This is a genomic window from Bradyrhizobium sp. CCBAU 45394, assembly GCF_028128655.1.
GTDB classification, from domain to species: Bacteria; Pseudomonadota; Alphaproteobacteria; order Rhizobiales; family Xanthobacteraceae; genus Bradyrhizobium; species Bradyrhizobium diazoefficiens.
In genome coordinates, this window is the sequence record NZ_LBIX01000017.1 from 191,197 (window position 1) to 206,365 (window position 15,169).

Genomic DNA, 15,169 nt, shown 5'->3' on the forward strand with positions numbered 1-15,169 from the left:
CAAATTGTTTCTTGGAAGAATATTGCGAACCACCGCGCTCGTAACGGCGGTCGCGACCCTCAGCTCCGGCGCAGCACTTGCTCAGAAGAAATACGACACCGGCGCGTCCGATACCGAGATCAAGATCGGCAACATCATGCCGTACAGCGGTCCGGCGTCGGCCTATGGCATCATCGGCAAGACCGAAGAAGCCTATTTCAAGATGATCAACGACAAGGGCGGCATCAACGGCCGCAAGATCAACTTCGTCACCTATGACGACGGCTATTCGCCGCCGAAGGCCGTGGAGCAGGTCCGCAAGCTGGTCGAGAGCGACGAGGTGCTGGCCGTGTTCAACCCGCTCGGCACGCCCTCGAACAGCGCGATCCAGAAATACCTGAACGCCAAGAAGATCCCGCAGCTGTTCGTCGCCACCGGCGCCACCAAGTGGAACGACCCGAAGAACTTCCCCTGGACCATGGGCTGGCAGCCCTCCTACCAGAGCGAGGCGCAGATCTACGCGAAATGGCTGACGAAGGAAAAGCCCGACGCCAAGGTCGCGATCCTCTACCAGAACGACGATTTCGGCAAAGACTACCTCAAGGGCACCAAGGACGGGCTCGGCGCCAAGGCGGCCTCGACCATCATCATGGAGGAGAGCTACGAGGTATCCGAGCCGTCGATCGACGGTCACATCGTCAAGATCAAGGCCGCCAATCCCGACGTGCTGCTGATCTATGCGACCCCGAAGTTCGCGGCCCAGACCATCAAGAAGACCGCCGAGCTCAACTGGAAGCCGCTCCAGATCCTCACCAACGTGTCGATCTCGGTCGGCAGCGTGATGAAGCCGGCCGGCTTCGAGAACGCGCAGGGCGTGCTGTCGGCGGCCTATGCCAAGGACTCGACGGATCCGCAGTGGGCCAACGACCCCGGCATGAAGAAGTGGAACGAGTTCGTCGACAAGTACATGCCGGGTGCCGACAAGTCCGACACCAGCATGGTCTACGGCTATGGCGCCGCGTCGACCCTGGCCAAGGCGCTGGAAATGTGCGGTGACGATCTCACCCGCGCCAACCTGATGAAGCAGGCGGCGAGCCTGAAGGACTTCACGCCGGACACCCTGCTGCCTGGGGTCAAGATCAACACCAGCGCCACCGACTTCGCTCCGATCGCGCAGCTCCAGATGCAGCGCTTCAAGGGCGAGAGGTGGGAACTGTTCGGCGAGATCATCAGCGGCGACGTCGCCTCCGAGTGACACGCTGACGCAATAGGCCGACCGTAAAGAAGCCCCCGCGGGCGACCGCGGGGGCTTTTTGTTGACGGCGGGCGTCAATCTTGTTCAATGCGGCGCTGATCCAGCCCGGGGTAGGAGAACAATGACTGCCGTTCGTTTTCAGGTTGCGGCCCTCGCAGCCGCACTCGCGTTGTGCACTGCGATGACTGGCCCGGTGCTGGCGCAAAAGAAATACGACAGCGGCGCTTCCGATACCGAGATCAAGATCGGCAACATCATGCCCTATAGCGGGCCGGCCTCCGCCTATGCCGTGATCGGCAAGACCGAGGAAGCCTATTTCAACAAGATCAATGCCGAGGGGGGCATCAACGGCCGCAAGATCAAGTTCATCTCCTATGACGACGGCTATTCGCCGCCGAAGACGGTGGAGCAGGCGCGCAAGCTGGTCGAGAGCGACGGGGTGCTCCTGATCTTCGGCTCGCTCGGCACCTCGACCAACGGCGCGATCCGCAAATACATGAACGAGAAAAAGGTGCCGCAATTATTCGTGGCGAGCGGCGCCTCGAAGTGGAACGATCCCAGGCAATATCCCTGGACCATGGGCTGGCAGCCGAGCTACGCGAGCGAGGCGCGCATCTATGCCAAGTACGTCATGAAGGAGAAGCCGGACGCGAAGATCGGAGTGCTCTACCAGAACGACGATTTCGGCAAGGACTATCTGAAGGGGCTGAAGGGCGGCCTGGGGGCCAAGGCGTCAATGATCGTGGTGGAAGAGGCCTACGACACCTCGGAGCCGGCCGTCGACGAACACGTCGTGAAGCTGAAGGCCTCGGGCGCCGACGTCTTCATCAGTATCACCACGCCGAAATTCGCCGCGCAGGCGATCAAGAAGGCGGCCGAGATCAACTGGCATCCGATGCAGATCATCTCCAACGTCTCGGCCTCGGTCGGCGGCGTGCTGGAGCCGGCGGGAATCGAGATCTCGCAAGGCATCCTCTCGGCCAGCTACACCAAGGACGGCTCGGACCCGCAATGGAACGCCGATGAGGGCATGAAGAAGTTCTATAACTTCCTCGCGCAATTCGATCCCAAGGCGAACAAGCTCGATGCCGGCGTGGTGTTCGGCTATGCCGCCGCCCAGACCATGGTGAAGGTGCTGCACATGTGCGGCGACGACCTCACCCGCGAGAACGTCATGAAGCAGGCCGCTTCCTTGAAGGATTTCGAGCCGGACACGCTGCTGCCCGGCATCAGGATCAACACCGCGCCGGACAATTTCGCCCCGATTGAACAGCTCCAGATGATGCGGTTCAAGGGCAAGAAATGGGAGCTGTTCGGCGACATCATCTCGAGCGATACGGGCCACTGAGCCAGATCAACTCAAAATCGCTTGGTACGCGTTAAGCAACTCAGAGCAGTCGCGTTGTCTCGCACTCGCACACGAAACCGCGCCCGTCCCTGACTACTAAAGAAGCAGCCCCTGCGACGCCGTCGCGGGGGCTTTCTGTTGAAGGCACAGGACAAATCGTATTGAATTGCGGCGGCGTCGCCAAAAACAATCAAGACAAGAAACGGGACGCACACACACCAAGAAAATAGGGAGATAGGAATGCCCGCTGTCACCGGCAAACTTGCGGCCGCGTCACTGGCGCTTGCGCTCGTTGCGGCCTCGGCCTCCACTGCATCGGCCCAGAAGAAATACGATACCGGCGCGACCGACACCGAGATCAAGATCGGCAACATCATGCCCTACAGCGGACCGGCCTCCGCCTACGGCATCATCGGGCGGACCGAAGCCGCTTATTTCAAGAAGATCAACGAAGAGGGCGGGATCAACGGCCGCAAGATCAACTACATCAGCTATGACGACGCCTATTCGCCGCCGAAGACGGTCGAGCAGGCGCGCAAGCTGGTCGAGAGCGACGAGGTGCTGTTCATCTTCAACTCGCTCGGCACGCCGCCCAACTCGGCGATCCAGAAGTACATGAATTCGAAGAAGGTGCCGCAGCTGTTCGTCGCCACCGGCGCCACCAAGTGGAACGATCCGCAGAACTTCCCCTGGACCATGGGCTGGCAGCCCAACTACCAGAGCGAGACGCAGATCTACGCGAAGTGGCTCTTGAAGAACAAGCCGGACGCCAAGATCGCCGTGCTCTACCAGAACGACGATTACGGCAAGGACTACCTCAAGGGCCTGAAGGACGGCCTGGGAGCCAAGGCTGCCTCGATGATCGTGATCGAGGAGAGCTACGAGACCTCCGAGCCGACCATCGACAACCACATCGTCAAGCTGAAATCGACCGGCGCCGACGTGTTCATGAACATCACGACGCCGAAATTCGCGGCGCAGGCGATCAAGAAGAATTCCGAGATCGGCTGGAAGCCGCTGCACTTCCTCAACAACGTCTCCGCCTCCGTCGGCAGCGTGATGAAGCCCGCCGGCTTCGAGAACGGCCAGGACATCATCTCGGCCGACTATCTCAAGGACGTGTCCGATCCGGCATGGAACAATGACGCTGGCATGAAGGAATTTCTCGCCTTCATGACCAAGTACTTCCCGGAAGGCGACAAGCTCGACAAGGGCACCATCGTCGGCTTCGCCGTGGCGCAGACGGTGGTTCAGGTCCTCAAGCAGTGCGGTGACAATCTCACGCGCGAGAACATCATGAAGGAGGCCGCCAACCTGAAGAACTTCCGCACCGAGGCGCTGCTGCCCGGCATCCAGATCAACACCGGGCCGAACGACTTCGCGCCGATCAGCCAGCTCCAGCTCGAAAAGTTCAAGGGCGAACGCTGGGAGCTGTTCGGCGACGTGATCAGCGCCGACGCCGGCGGCTAGCCGTCCAGCAACATCCAGTTGCGCGAAAGGCCCCCCGCGAGACCATCGCGGGGGGCCTTTTTGTCGCGCGGCGATTATGATCACGCGATTGCACAATCGAATGATGGTAAACCCTGCTTACGCTTTCGCGCATGATACGGTAGGCAGGTGAACGGCGAATTCGTCGCCATCGCTTCAGTCTGCTCAAGGCCATCGTCATGACCGACCGACGTCCCCTGCTCCGCGCGCTCTACGACGCCGCCGTTGCCGCCGCGCATCCGAGTACAATTCTGGCGCCGCATCTGCGGCCGGCTCCGACAGGACGCGTGATCTGCCTCGCCGCCGGCAAGGGCGCCGGCGCGATGGCCGCGGCCGCCGAGCGACATTATCTCGACACGCTGAAGCTCGCGCCGGAGCGGCTGGTTGGCATCGCCACCACGCGCCACGGCTACGGCGTGCCGACACGCCGCATCCGCGTGGTCGAAGCCGGCCATCCCGTGCCCGATGAAGCCGGCCTCAAGGGCGCGGCCGACACGCTCGCGCTCGCGGGCGAGGCCGGGCCCGACGACCTGCTTCTGGTCCTGCTCACCGGCGGCGGCTCGGCGAACTGGATCGCGCCGGTGGACGGCATCAGTTTCGCGCAGAAGCAGGCGGTCAACAAGGCGCTGCTGCGTTCGGGCGCGCCGATCGGCGAGATGAACGTCGTGCGCAAGCATCTCTCGCGCATCAAGGGCGGGCGGCTGGCGCGCGCCGGCAGGAACGCCGCCGAGATCGTCACGCTCGCGATCTCCGACGTGCCGCATGACGATCCCTCCGCGATCGCCTCCGGCCCTACCGTGCCCGATCCGACCACGCTGGCGGATGCGCGCGCGATCGTGGCCAGGTACAAGCTCGATATCGACGATGCCGTGCGCCGCGCGCTCGACAATCCCGATAACGAAAGCTGCAAGCCGGATGATGCCGCCTTTGCGCGCGCATCATTCGAATTGATCGCGCGGCCCAAGCAGTCGCTCGACGCCGCGGTGAAGCTCGCGAAAGAGGCCGGCTACGAGACGATCGATCTCGGCGCCGATCTCGAAGGCGAGGCGCGCGAGGTCGCGGCCCATCATGCCGGACTCGCGTTGCAGGCGCGTGCGCAGGGCAAGCGCATCGCGATCCTCTCCGGCGGCGAGCTCACGGTCACCGTGCGCGGCCAGGGACGCGGCGGTCCGAACCAGGAATACGCGCTGGCGCTCGCCGGCCTCTTGAAGGACACGGCCGGCATCTCCGCGCTCGCGGGCGACACCGACGGCGCCGACGGCGGCGCCGGCCACCCTACCGACCCCGCAGGCGCGCTGATCGACGCGGCCACGTTTGCGAAGATGAAGGCGCTGGCACTCCAGCCGCAGGCCTATCTCGACAACAACGACGCGACGACGTTCTTCGAGGCGACCGGCGATCTGCTGATGCCCGGCCCGACGCTGACGAACGTGAATGATATCAGGGTGATCCTGGTGGATTGAGCGAGCGCTTCTCGCTCCGCTGCGTTCCCTCCCCCTTGCGGGGCAGGGCTATCGCATGTGGTTTGCATGATGCGGCGGCATCGGCACTCGGCTCCCTCTCCCGCTTGCGGGGGAGGGCTGGGGTGGGGGTGTCTCCGCGTCGGGATTGCCTGGGATTGCGGAGAACGTCCCTGCGTGGCGAGAGCCCTCACCCGCCGCGCTCGGGACGATGCTTCGCATCGCCCGGGGCGCGTCGGCCTCTCCCGCAAGCGGGAGAGGCGGAGCAAACCCGCGGACAATTCTCGTGAAATCCACATGCGATAGCCCTGCCCCCGCAAGGGGGGAGGGAGCAGAGAGAGCGTGCGGTTAAGCCCAGCTCAAAACTCGTTGGCGATCTTCGAGAGCATCTCGATCAGGGCTTCGCGGTTGGCCTGGCCGAGCAGGTCGTTCAGCCGCGCCTCGTGCTTGGTGGCGACGAGCTTTTTCGCCCGCGTCAGCACAGCCTTGCCCTTGTCGGTCAGGACCAGGATATGCGAGCGGCGGTCGTTGGTGGAACGGATCCGCGCGCAAAGGTCGCGGCTTTCGAGATTGTCGAGCATGGCCACGAAATTCGGGCGCAGGATGCCGAGGGTGGAGGCGATCTCGGTCTGGTTCCGCCCCGGGTTCTTCTCGACCAGCAGCAGCACCGAGAACTGCGCGGGGGTGAGCTGGAGCGAGGCCATGCAGCGCAGGAAGTTCTCGAACACCTTGAGCTGCGCCCGCTTCAGCACATAGCCGAGCTGTTCGGAGAGCTCGCCGAGCTGGAGGGCATCGGTAGAGCCCTGGCCCTGGGCCTCGGCCGCGTCCTTGCGGCCCTTGGCCGAGTCAGCCGGTTTTTCTGAAGACTTTTCAGCGGTTTTGGAAACGGTCATCGCCTCGTGCTCGTAATCCCGCTAAATTCGGGGCGGGTCGCCCGCCACCCTTGAAGTTATATTTGATAATTGTTATGCACCATATCAAATATCGTCAGCGTATTTCAATGGCTGTGACGGACCATCCACCGCGATTGCGGAGACCGGTCCTTAATCTTTGAGGGGGAGCGTCCGGTCTTGAACACCACTATCATGCTGTTCCTGGTGCAGGACGGCATCACCAATGGCGCGATCTATGCGCTGCTCGGCCTCGCGCTGGTGCTGGTGTTCGCCGTTACCCGCGTGATCCTCATTCCCCAGGGCGAGTTCGTCACCTATGGCGCGCTGACCTATGCCTCGCTGGCCGCGGGCCAGATGCCGGGCACGGCAAAGCTCGCGCTCGCCCTCGGCATCGGCGCCTTTGCCTTCGATCTGTTCGTGGCCCGCAAGGCGCTGCATGGCCGGCTGATCCTGCGCAGCGTCCTCACCAATATCGTGCTGCCGGCCATCGTGCTGGCGCTGACGATCTACTTCGCCGCCCAGAAGCCGCCGGTGGCGGTCTGCATCGCGCTGTCGCTGGTGATCGTGGCGATGATCGGCCTGTATCTCTACCGCATCGCGTTCCAGCCGCTGGCGCACACCTCGGTGCTGGTGCTGCTGATCGCCTCCGTGGGCGTCCACCTCGCGCTGCAGGGACTGGGCCTGCTGTTCTTCGGCGCCGAGGGCCAGCGCGGACCTGCCGTGCTGTCCGGCTCTTTCACCGCCGGCGCGCTGCGCTTCACCGGCCAGAGCATCACCGTCTACGCCATCACCATCGCCTTCATCGTCGGGCTCTGGCTGTTCTTCGGCCTGACGCTCTACGGCAAGGCGCTGCGCGCGACCGCCGTGAACCGGCTAGGGGCGCGGCTCGCTGGCATCCGCACCACGCTGTCGGGGCAGATCGCCTTCCTGCTGGCGTCCGTCATCGGCGCGCTGTCGGGCATCATGATCGTGCCGATCACGACGCTCTATTACGACAGCGGCTTCCTGATCGGGCTGAAGGGTTTCGTTGCCGCGATCATCGGCGGCCTCGTCAGCTACCCCCTCACCGCCGTCGCCGCGCTGGTCGTCGGCATCGTCGAGGCGTTCTCGTCCTTCTACGCCTCCAACTACAAGGAAGTGATCGTCTTCATGCTGCTGATCCCCGTGCTGCTGCTGCGCTCGCTCGCCGCGCCCGCGGTCGAGGAAGAGAAGGACTGACGCTAAGATGCAGAGCCGGCTCCCCATCCTCGTCTTCGCGCTTGTCATGGCGGTGATCCCGTTTGTCCCGGGCATGCCGCCGTTCTGGATCGTGCTGCTCGACAATATCGGCCTTGCCGCCCTCGTCGCGATGGGCCTCGTGCTGCTGACGGGCGTCGGCGGCCTGACCTCGTTCGGACAAGCCGCCTTCGTCGGCTTTGGCGCCTACACCACCGCGGTGCTGTCGACGAGCTACGGCCTGTCGCCCTGGCTGACGCTGCCGTTGTCGCTCGTGGTCAGCGGATCGCTGGCGGTGCTGCTTGGCCTCGTCACCGTCCGCCTCTCCGGCCACTATCTGCCGCTCGGCACGCTCGCCTGGGGGCTCGGCCTGTTCTATCTCTTCAGCAAGCTGGAGTTTTTGGGCCGCAACGACGGCATCTCGGCGATCCCGCCGCTGTCGATCGGCGCGTTCAAGATGCTCTCGCCCGGCTCGATCTACTACGCGATCTGGGTCGCCGTGATCCTCTCGGCCCTGCTCACGATGAACCTGCTGGACTCCCGCACCGGCCGCGCCATCCGCGCGCTCAGGCGCGGCCATGTCGCGGCCGAGGCGTTCGGCGTGCACACGCCGCGGGCAAAGCTGCTGGTGTTCATCCACGCCGCGGTGCTAGCCGGTCTCTCCGGCTGGCTCTATGCCCACCTTCAGCGCGCGGTGAACCCGACGCCGTTCGGCGCACAGGCCGGCATCGAATATCTCTTCATCGCGGTGGTCGGCGGCGCCGGCTATGTCTGGGGCGGCGTGCTGGGCGCGGCGATCGTCGTGGTCCTGAAAGAGGTGCTGCAAAGCTATCTGCCGCTGCTCCTGCCGGGTTCCGGCCAGGTCGAGACGATCGTGTTCGGCATCATGCTGGTGGCGTTGTTGCAACTCGCGCCCGGCGGCGTCTGGCCCTGGCTGATGTCGTTCCTGCCCGAGCCTACCCGCGGCAGGAAGCCGGACACCTCGCTGAAGCTGGAGCAGCGCACCCGCGCGCCCGGCGAAGCCAGCGTCCTGCTCCAGGTCGAGAAGGCACGCAAGCAATTCGGCGGCGTGATCGCGGTCAACAACGTTTCCTTCGAGGTCCAGGCCCGCGAGATCGTCGCGCTGATCGGGCCGAACGGCGCCGGCAAGAGCACGACGTTCAACCTGATCACCGGCGTGCTGTCGGCGACCTCGGGCTCGATCTCGGTGCTCGGCAAGAGGCTCGACAACGCGCCGCCGCAGGAGATCGTCAAGCTCGGCATCTCCCGCACCTTCCAGCACGTGAAGCTGGTCCCCGACATGACCGTGCTGGAGAACGTCGCTATCGGCGCGCATCTGCGCGGTCATTCGGGGCCGATCTCCTCCATGCTGCGGCTCGACCGCGCCGACGAGGCAAAGCTGCTCGCCGAGGCCGCACGCCAGATCGAGCGCGTCGGGCTTGCGGACCAGATGCACCAGCTCGCAGGTTCGCTCTCGCTCGGCCAGCAGCGCATCGTCGAGATCGCGCGCGCGCTGTGCGTCGATCCGATGCTGCTGCTGCTCGACGAGCCGGCCGCGGGCCTGCGCCACATGGAGAAGCAGCAGCTTGCCAGGCTGCTGCGCGAATTGCGCGACGGCGGCATGAGCGTGCTGCTGGTCGAGCACGACATGGGCTTTGTCATGAACCTCGCCGACCGCATCGTCGTGCTCGATTTCGGCACCAAGATCGCGGAGGGCACGCCCGCCACGATCAAGACCAATCCCGAAGTGATCAAGGCCTATCTCGGAGTGGCGGCATGAGCGCGCTGTTGTCCGTCACCGACGCGCATGTCGCCTACGGCAAGGTCGAGGCGGTGCGTTCGGTCTCGCTCGAGGTCGGGGCGAACCAGATCGTCACCATCGTCGGCGCCAACGGCGCCGGCAAGACCACGCTGCTGTCGGCCATCATGGGCATCCTGCCGCTGAAAGGCCGCGTCGCCTTCGCAGGCCAGGACCTCGCCCGGCTCGACATCGAGGACCGCGTCGCGATGGGCCTCGGCCTCGTCCCGGAGCACCGCGAATTGTTCGTGACCATGAATGTGGAGGACAATCTCGAGCTCGGGGCCTTCCGCATCGAGCGGAGCAAGTCGAAGGCCTCGATGGAGCGGGTCTACACGCTGTTCCCGCGGCTGAAGGAGCGGCGCAAGCAGCTCGCCGGCACGCTCTCCGGCGGCGAGCAGCAGATGCTCGCGATGGGTCGCGCGCTGATGGGCGAGCCGAAGCTCCTGATGCTGGACGAACCGAGCCTCGGTCTCGCCCCGATTATCGTCGCCGACATCTTCCGCATCGTCACCGAGCTCCGCACCGCCGGCGTCTCGGTGCTGCTGGTCGAACAGAACGCGCAGGCCGCGCTCAAGATCGCGGACCAGGCCTATGTGATGGAGCTCGGCGAGTTCGTGCTCAGCGGCAAGGCCAGCGACATCGCCGCGAACGAACGCGTTGCGGCGAGCTATCTCGGCTTCCAGCACGAAGGTGCGAGCGTTCTGTAGTTCTGAGGCGTCGCCACGAACTCAACTGTCATCGTCCGCGAAGGCGGACGATCCAGTACTCCGAGAAGACCGTGGTCGAATCGATAGGTCGCTGCGTACTGGATGCCCCGCCTTCGCGGGGCATGACACCGAAGAATGCGACGAGATTCGCGCCTAGATGCTCGCCGCCTTCTCCTTCAACGCCGCCACCTCCGCTTCCAGCTCGGCGATCCGCTGATCCCTCGCCGCCAGCGCGGCCGCGACATCCGTCGCATCGAACTTCTGCGGAATGTGCTGCGGGCAGTTGGTGTCCCAGGCCGCGATCTTGAACAGGATCACCTGCTCCGGCCGCGCGCGATATCCCTTCGGCATCAGCGACGTCGTCAGCGCATCGTCATCCTCCACCACGCGCGCCTCGCCCCAGATCTTCACCCGGCGGCGATGGGCGTAGTCCATCACGAAGATGTAGGCCTTGGGATTTTCGGACAGGTTTCCCTGCGTGATGTACTGCCGGTTGCCGGCGTAGTCCGTGAAAGCCAACGTCTGCTTATCCAGCACCTTCAAGAACCCCTTCGGCCCGCCACGGTGCTGGATGTAGGGCTGGCCATCGGCAGAGGCGGTGGCGAAATAAAAGCTGTTGGCATCGGCCAGGAACGCCGCGAGGTTCTCATCGACCTCGGTGCGCCAGCCGCGCTGCTCGGCATGGGCATAGCCTTCGCGCGATCCCTTTCGGGTCTGGATCGATTTCACCGCCGGCGTGAACGCCACGTCGCTGGCGTAGGTGAGGGTTGCCGTCATCGGAACATCTCCTGGAATCCCGGCGCATTTCTGCGTCTTTCGGCGACTAAAATGGACCTTTCGGCGTCTAAAACAATCCGCCGGCTTGACACTTCATCATTGCAATATATGAAATAATGCCATGGACCGCCTGGAAGCCATGCACGTGTTCGTCACCGTTGCCGATCTGCGCGGCTTTGCGCCGGCGGCGCGCAAGCTGCACCTGTCGCCCTCGGCGGTGACGCGGCTGATCGCGGCGCTGGAAGAGCATCTCGGCGCCCGGCTGTTGCAGCGGACCACGCGGCAGGTGACGCTGACCGATGTCGGCACACGCTATCTGGAGCGCGCGCGGCGCATTCTCGCCGATGTCGAGGAGGCCGACGGCTCGGCGCGGGAAGAGCGTAACCGGCCGAGCGGACGTCTGGTGGTGTCGGCGCCAGTCGGCTTCGGCCGGCTGCATGTCGGGCCGGTCATGACCGCCTATCTCAAGCGCTATCCCGAGGTTGCCGGCGAATTGCGGCTGTCCGACCATCTCGTCAATCTCGTGGAAGACGCCGTCGATGTGGCGGTGCGGATCGGTCATCTCGCCGATTCGTCCCTCGTCGCGCGCCAGGTCGGCGAGATGCGGCGGATCGTGGTGGCCGCGCCCGGCTATCTGAAGCGCCATGGCGAACCGAAGACGCCGGAAGCGCTCGCCTCGCACCAGACCATCCAGTTCGGACCATCCGCCAGCTGGCGTTTCATGCAGGACGGCCGCGACATCGAGGTGACGACGAACCCGCGCTTCACCAGCAATAGCGCTGACGCCGCCCTGCAATATGCCGAGGCCGGCGGCGGCGTCACGCGGGTGCTGGCCTATCAGGCCGCCGAGGGCTTGAAGCGCGGGCGGCTGAAGGTCGTGCTGGCGAAATACGAGCAGCCGGCGCTGCCCATCCATGTCGTCTACCCGACCTCGCGCCTGCTCTCGGCCAAGGTGCGCGCGTTCGTCGATCTCGTGGTGGAGACGGCGGAGTGGAGGTTTGGGTAAAGGCGGTCATTCCGGGGCTCGCAAAGCGAGAACCCGGAATCTCGAGATTCCGGGTTCGATGCTTTCGCATCGCCCCGGAATGACAGCTAGCCCTTCTTCGGCACCACCCGAAACGTTCCGCTGGCGCGCGCGATCACGGTGGCGTCGGCCTTGACCAGGCACTGCGCGAAACAGATCGTGCTGCCGGTCTTGATCGCCTCGCCCTCGACCGCGAGCCATTGGCCGATTTCGGCGGCGCCGACAAAGTCGACCGACAGCGAGATCGTGACGAAGGACGTCGTCCAGCCGGTCGCCTGTGCGCAGCTGTAACCCATGGCGGCATCGGCGAGCGCCGCGATCAGTCCGCCATGGATGAGCCCGCGCGCGTTGGTGTGCGGCTTGGCCAGGCGCAGGCCGATGATCACGGCCTTGTCGGCCTTCTTCGAGTAGAGCGGCTCCCAGGGATCGGTGAGCGGGGCTTTGCGGAAATGCGGCTCGAAGCCGGCGGGAATGTCGGTGGCGGTCATGGCTGTCTCGCGTTGCTGGTTGCCAGCATTGAACGCGATGGGCGTGGCGGACGCATCACCTACAAAGTTTTAAACGGAATTTGCGGGGGTGTTTGAAACGGGCGGCGGCGTTGCGAGGAATGCAACGCCCGTAGGGTGGGCAAAGGCGCAACGCGCCGTGCCCACCATCTCTCCACAAACACAAAGCTGGTGGGCACGCTTCGCTTTGCCCACCCTACGGCACTTCTCTAAAACGGCAGCCCCACATAATTCTCCGACAACGACGACATCGCGGCCTGCGACTGCGTGACGTAGTCGAGTTCGGCGAGCTGGATGCGGGCGCCGATGGTGCCGGTGTCGGGGAATTTGTGCAGCATCGAGGTCATCCACCAGGAGAAGCGCACCGCCTTCCAGACGCGCGCCAGTGCCTTGGCGGAATAGGCGTCGATGCCGGCGCTGGACTTCTCGTCGTAGAATTCGCGCAGCGCGCTCGACAGATAATGCGCGTCGCTGGCCGCAAGGTTCAGTCCCTTGGCGCCGGTCGGCGGCACGATGTGGGCGGCGTCGCCGCACAGGAACATCCTGCCGAAGCGCATCGGCTCGGCGACGAAGCTGCGCAAGGGGGCGATGCTCTTCTCGATCGAGGGACCGGTGACGAGGCTGTCGGCGGCCTCCTGGTCGAGCCGGCGCTTCAATTCGTCCCAGAAGCGGTCGTCGGGCCATTGGTCGACATGGTCGTCCAGCGAGCACTGCACATAGTAGCGGCTGCGCTTCATCGAGCGCATGGTGCAGAGCGCAAAGCCGAGGGCGTGGTTGGAGTAGATCAGCTCGTGGCTGACCGGCGGCGTCTCGGAGAGAATGCCGAGCCAGCCGAACGGATAGACCCGCTCGAACTCCTCGATCGCCGAGGCCGGAACGCTGGCGCGGCTGACGCCGTGAAAACCGTCGCAGCCGGCGATGAAATCGCAATCGAGCGTGTGGGTGACGCCGTCCCTGACCCAGGTTACGCGCGGGTGACTGCCGTCGAAATCATGCGGTCGCACGTCCTTGGCCTCGTAGACCGTATCGAGGCCGGCCGCCTTGCGCGCGTTCATCAGGTCGAGCGTGACCTCGGTCTGGCCGTAGATCATGACCGTCTTGCCGGTCGCGGCCTTCATGTCGATGCGATGACGGCGGCCGGAAAAGGCCAGCTCAATGCCCTCATGCACCAGGCCTTCGGCATGCGCCCGCACGCCGGCACCGACCTGGTCGAGCAGCGCGACGGTTCCCTCCTCCAGAAGACCGGCGCGGATGCGGCCGAGCACGTAGTCCGGGCTCTGCCGCTCCAGGATGAAATTGTCGATGCCGTAATTGTGCAGCAGTTGCCCAAGCAACAATCCAGCCGGCCCGGCCCCGATGATTGCGACTTTTGTCCGCAATACTTGCTCCTCCCGATCCTGTAGGCTTTCGTCGCGGCTCGCTTGCCGCGATGATCCGCGCAAGTTAATTATATCATATAACGGTTGGGCAAAAGGGGAGTGCTGGTCGCGCTAGCAGCGACAAATCCATGCAACATGGCTGACGTACAGGACGCGACAACGTGCGCGCCAATTCCGGCTTGAACGCGCCGGCCAATTAGATAACATGTTAAATAACGAGACCGGGCCATCGAAGCCCGCCGTCGAAAACAGGGAGAGACGTGTGATGAGGAAAGCCTGTCTGGCTTTGTTGCTCGCAGCAAGTGTGACGCCGGCGTTGGCGCAGGACAAGACCTTCGACTTGAAGATCTCGCACTGGGTGCCGGCATCGCACCCGCTGCAAAAATCGCTGGAAGACTGGGTGGCTGCGGTGAACAAGGATTCCGGCGGCACCATTACGGGCAAGGTGTTTCCGGCCCAGCAGCTCGGCAAGGCGTTCGATCATTACGACATGGCGCGCGATGGCATCGCCGATGTCACCTATGTCAATCCCGGCTATCAGCCCGGCCGCTTCCCGATCGTCGGTGCCGGCGAATTGCCGTTCCTGATCTCGGATGCCAAGGGCGGCTCGATGGGGCTCGACGCCTGGTATCGCAAATATGCCGAGAAGGAGATGAAGGACGTCAAATACTGCCTCGCCTTCGTCCACTCGCCCTCCTCCTTCCACTCCAAGACCAAGAAGATCGTGATGCCGGAGGACGTGAAGGGCCTGAAGATCCGTCCCGCGCACGCCACCATGGCGAACTTCGTCACCTCGCTCGGCGGCACCAATGTGCAGTCCTCCGCGCCCGAAGTGCGCGACATCATCGAGCGCGGCGTCGCCGACGGCGTCACTTTCCCATGGGGTTCCCTCGTGCTGTTCGGCATCGACAAGGTGACCAAGTACGACATGGCGGCGCCGCTCTACACCACGACCTTCGTGTTCGTGATCAACAAGGACAAGTACAATGCGATGTCCGACAAGCAGAAGGCCGCAATCGACAAGAACTGCTCGGTCGAGATGGCCGGCGTGGTCGGCGAGCACTGGGGCAAGTTCGAGGACGCCGGCGTCGACAAGGTGAAGGCGGAAGAGGGGCACGAGGTCTACAAGCTGACACAAGAGCAGACCGCGGCCTGGAAGAAAGCCGCCGAGCCGCTGGTCAAGACCTGGGGCGACGGCGCCAAGAAAGCGGGCGCCGATCCGGACGCCGCGCTGGCCGATTTGAAGGCCTCGCTGAAGAAGTACAACGCGCTGGCGGAGTAGCGCTTCGTTGAAACAGATGCGGCGGCGAAAGACATCTCGCCGCCGTCATTCTGCA

General features: G+C 64.2%; 13 protein-coding genes. 9 read left to right on the forward strand and 4 right to left on the reverse strand.

Features of this window, described 5'->3' with window-relative positions; genetic code table 11:
- Positions 1 to 4: 4 nt before the first annotated feature.
- From WN73_RS10400 to WN73_RS10415, 4 genes are all read left to right on the forward strand, one after another.
- A complete protein-coding gene (locus WN73_RS10400; RefSeq protein WP_271552621.1) occupies positions 5 to 1,234 on the forward strand; it encodes an ABC transporter substrate-binding protein in 1,230 nt (409 codons plus the stop codon).
- Between the two features lie 121 nt (positions 1,235 to 1,355).
- Positions 1,356 to 2,582 carry an ABC transporter substrate-binding protein gene (locus WN73_RS10405; RefSeq protein ID WP_271552623.1) on the forward strand — a complete coding sequence of 409 codons (1,227 nt, stop codon included), beginning with the start codon at positions 1,356 to 1,358 and terminating at the stop codon, positions 2,580 to 2,582.
- A 240-nt stretch (positions 2,583 to 2,822) separates the two neighbouring features.
- Positions 2,823 to 4,052: an ABC transporter substrate-binding protein gene (locus WN73_RS10410; protein ID WP_011090553.1), complete on the forward strand. Its 1,230-nt coding sequence runs from the start codon at positions 2,823 to 2,825 to the stop codon at positions 4,050 to 4,052.
- Between the two features lie 197 nt (positions 4,053 to 4,249).
- Positions 4,250 to 5,533 (forward strand): glycerate kinase type-2 family protein, encoded by a 1,284-nt coding sequence (locus WN73_RS10415; protein WP_271552624.1) that lies wholly within the window; start codon positions 4,250 to 4,252, stop codon positions 5,531 to 5,533.
- Between the two features lie 356 nt (positions 5,534 to 5,889).
- On the opposite strand, the gene WN73_RS10420 is transcribed toward WN73_RS10415, so the two are convergent.
- On the reverse strand, positions 5,890 to 6,423 hold the full coding sequence (locus WN73_RS10420; protein ID WP_011090555.1) for a MarR family winged helix-turn-helix transcriptional regulator: 534 nt from the start codon (positions 6,421 to 6,423) through the stop codon (positions 5,890 to 5,892).
- Between the two features lie 177 nt (positions 6,424 to 6,600).
- Here WN73_RS10420 and WN73_RS10425 point away from each other — a divergent pair, with 177 nt between their 5' ends.
- The 3 genes from WN73_RS10425 to WN73_RS10435 are packed head-to-tail and all read left to right on the forward strand — an operon-like array spanning position 6,601 to position 10,146.
- The gene (locus tag WN73_RS10425; protein WP_060908881.1) at positions 6,601 to 7,641 is read left to right on the forward strand and encodes a branched-chain amino acid ABC transporter permease; all 1,041 of its coding nucleotides are present in this window, start codon (positions 6,601 to 6,603) and stop codon (positions 7,639 to 7,641) included.
- 7 nt (positions 7,642 to 7,648) lie between these two features.
- On the forward strand, positions 7,649 to 9,418 hold the full coding sequence (locus WN73_RS10430) for a branched-chain amino acid ABC transporter ATP-binding protein/permease (protein WP_271552626.1): 1,770 nt from the start codon (positions 7,649 to 7,651) through the stop codon (positions 9,416 to 9,418).
- Positions 9,415 to 10,146, forward strand: coding sequence for an ABC transporter ATP-binding protein (locus tag WN73_RS10435; RefSeq protein ID WP_011090558.1), 732 nt, complete (start codon positions 9,415 to 9,417; stop codon positions 10,144 to 10,146). Before WN73_RS10430 ends, WN73_RS10435 begins: the two co-directional genes overlap by 4 nt.
- Before the next feature lie 153 nt (positions 10,147 to 10,299).
- Here the strand turns inward: WN73_RS10435 and WN73_RS10440 are convergent, their stop codons facing one another.
- Positions 10,300 to 10,923: a pyridoxamine 5'-phosphate oxidase family protein gene (locus WN73_RS10440; RefSeq protein WP_011090559.1), complete on the reverse strand. Its 624-nt coding sequence runs from the start codon at positions 10,921 to 10,923 to the stop codon at positions 10,300 to 10,302.
- Positions 10,924 to 11,044: 121 nt separating this feature from the next.
- On the opposite strand from WN73_RS10440, the gene WN73_RS10445 reads away from it, so the two are divergent.
- Complete coding sequence (locus tag WN73_RS10445) at positions 11,045 to 11,929, forward strand: LysR family transcriptional regulator (protein WP_028173793.1); 885 nt, start codon at positions 11,045 to 11,047, stop codon at positions 11,927 to 11,929.
- An 86-nt stretch (positions 11,930 to 12,015) separates the two neighbouring features.
- Here the strand turns inward: WN73_RS10445 and WN73_RS10450 are convergent, their stop codons facing one another.
- Entirely contained in the window at positions 12,016 to 12,435 is a 420-nt protein-coding gene (locus WN73_RS10450) for a PaaI family thioesterase (protein ID WP_271552628.1), read from the reverse strand.
- A 227-nt stretch (positions 12,436 to 12,662) separates the two neighbouring features.
- Positions 12,663 to 13,832 carry a 4-hydroxybenzoate 3-monooxygenase gene (pobA, locus tag WN73_RS10455; protein ID WP_271552630.1) on the reverse strand — a complete coding sequence of 390 codons (1,170 nt, stop codon included), beginning with the start codon at positions 13,830 to 13,832 and terminating at the stop codon, positions 12,663 to 12,665.
- 265 nt (positions 13,833 to 14,097) lie between these two features.
- On the opposite strand from pobA, the gene WN73_RS10460 reads away from it, so the two are divergent.
- Complete coding sequence (locus WN73_RS10460; RefSeq protein ID WP_271552631.1) at positions 14,098 to 15,114, forward strand: TRAP transporter substrate-binding protein; 1,017 nt, start codon at positions 14,098 to 14,100, stop codon at positions 15,112 to 15,114.
- The last annotated feature ends 55 nt before the right edge of the window (positions 15,115 to 15,169 follow it).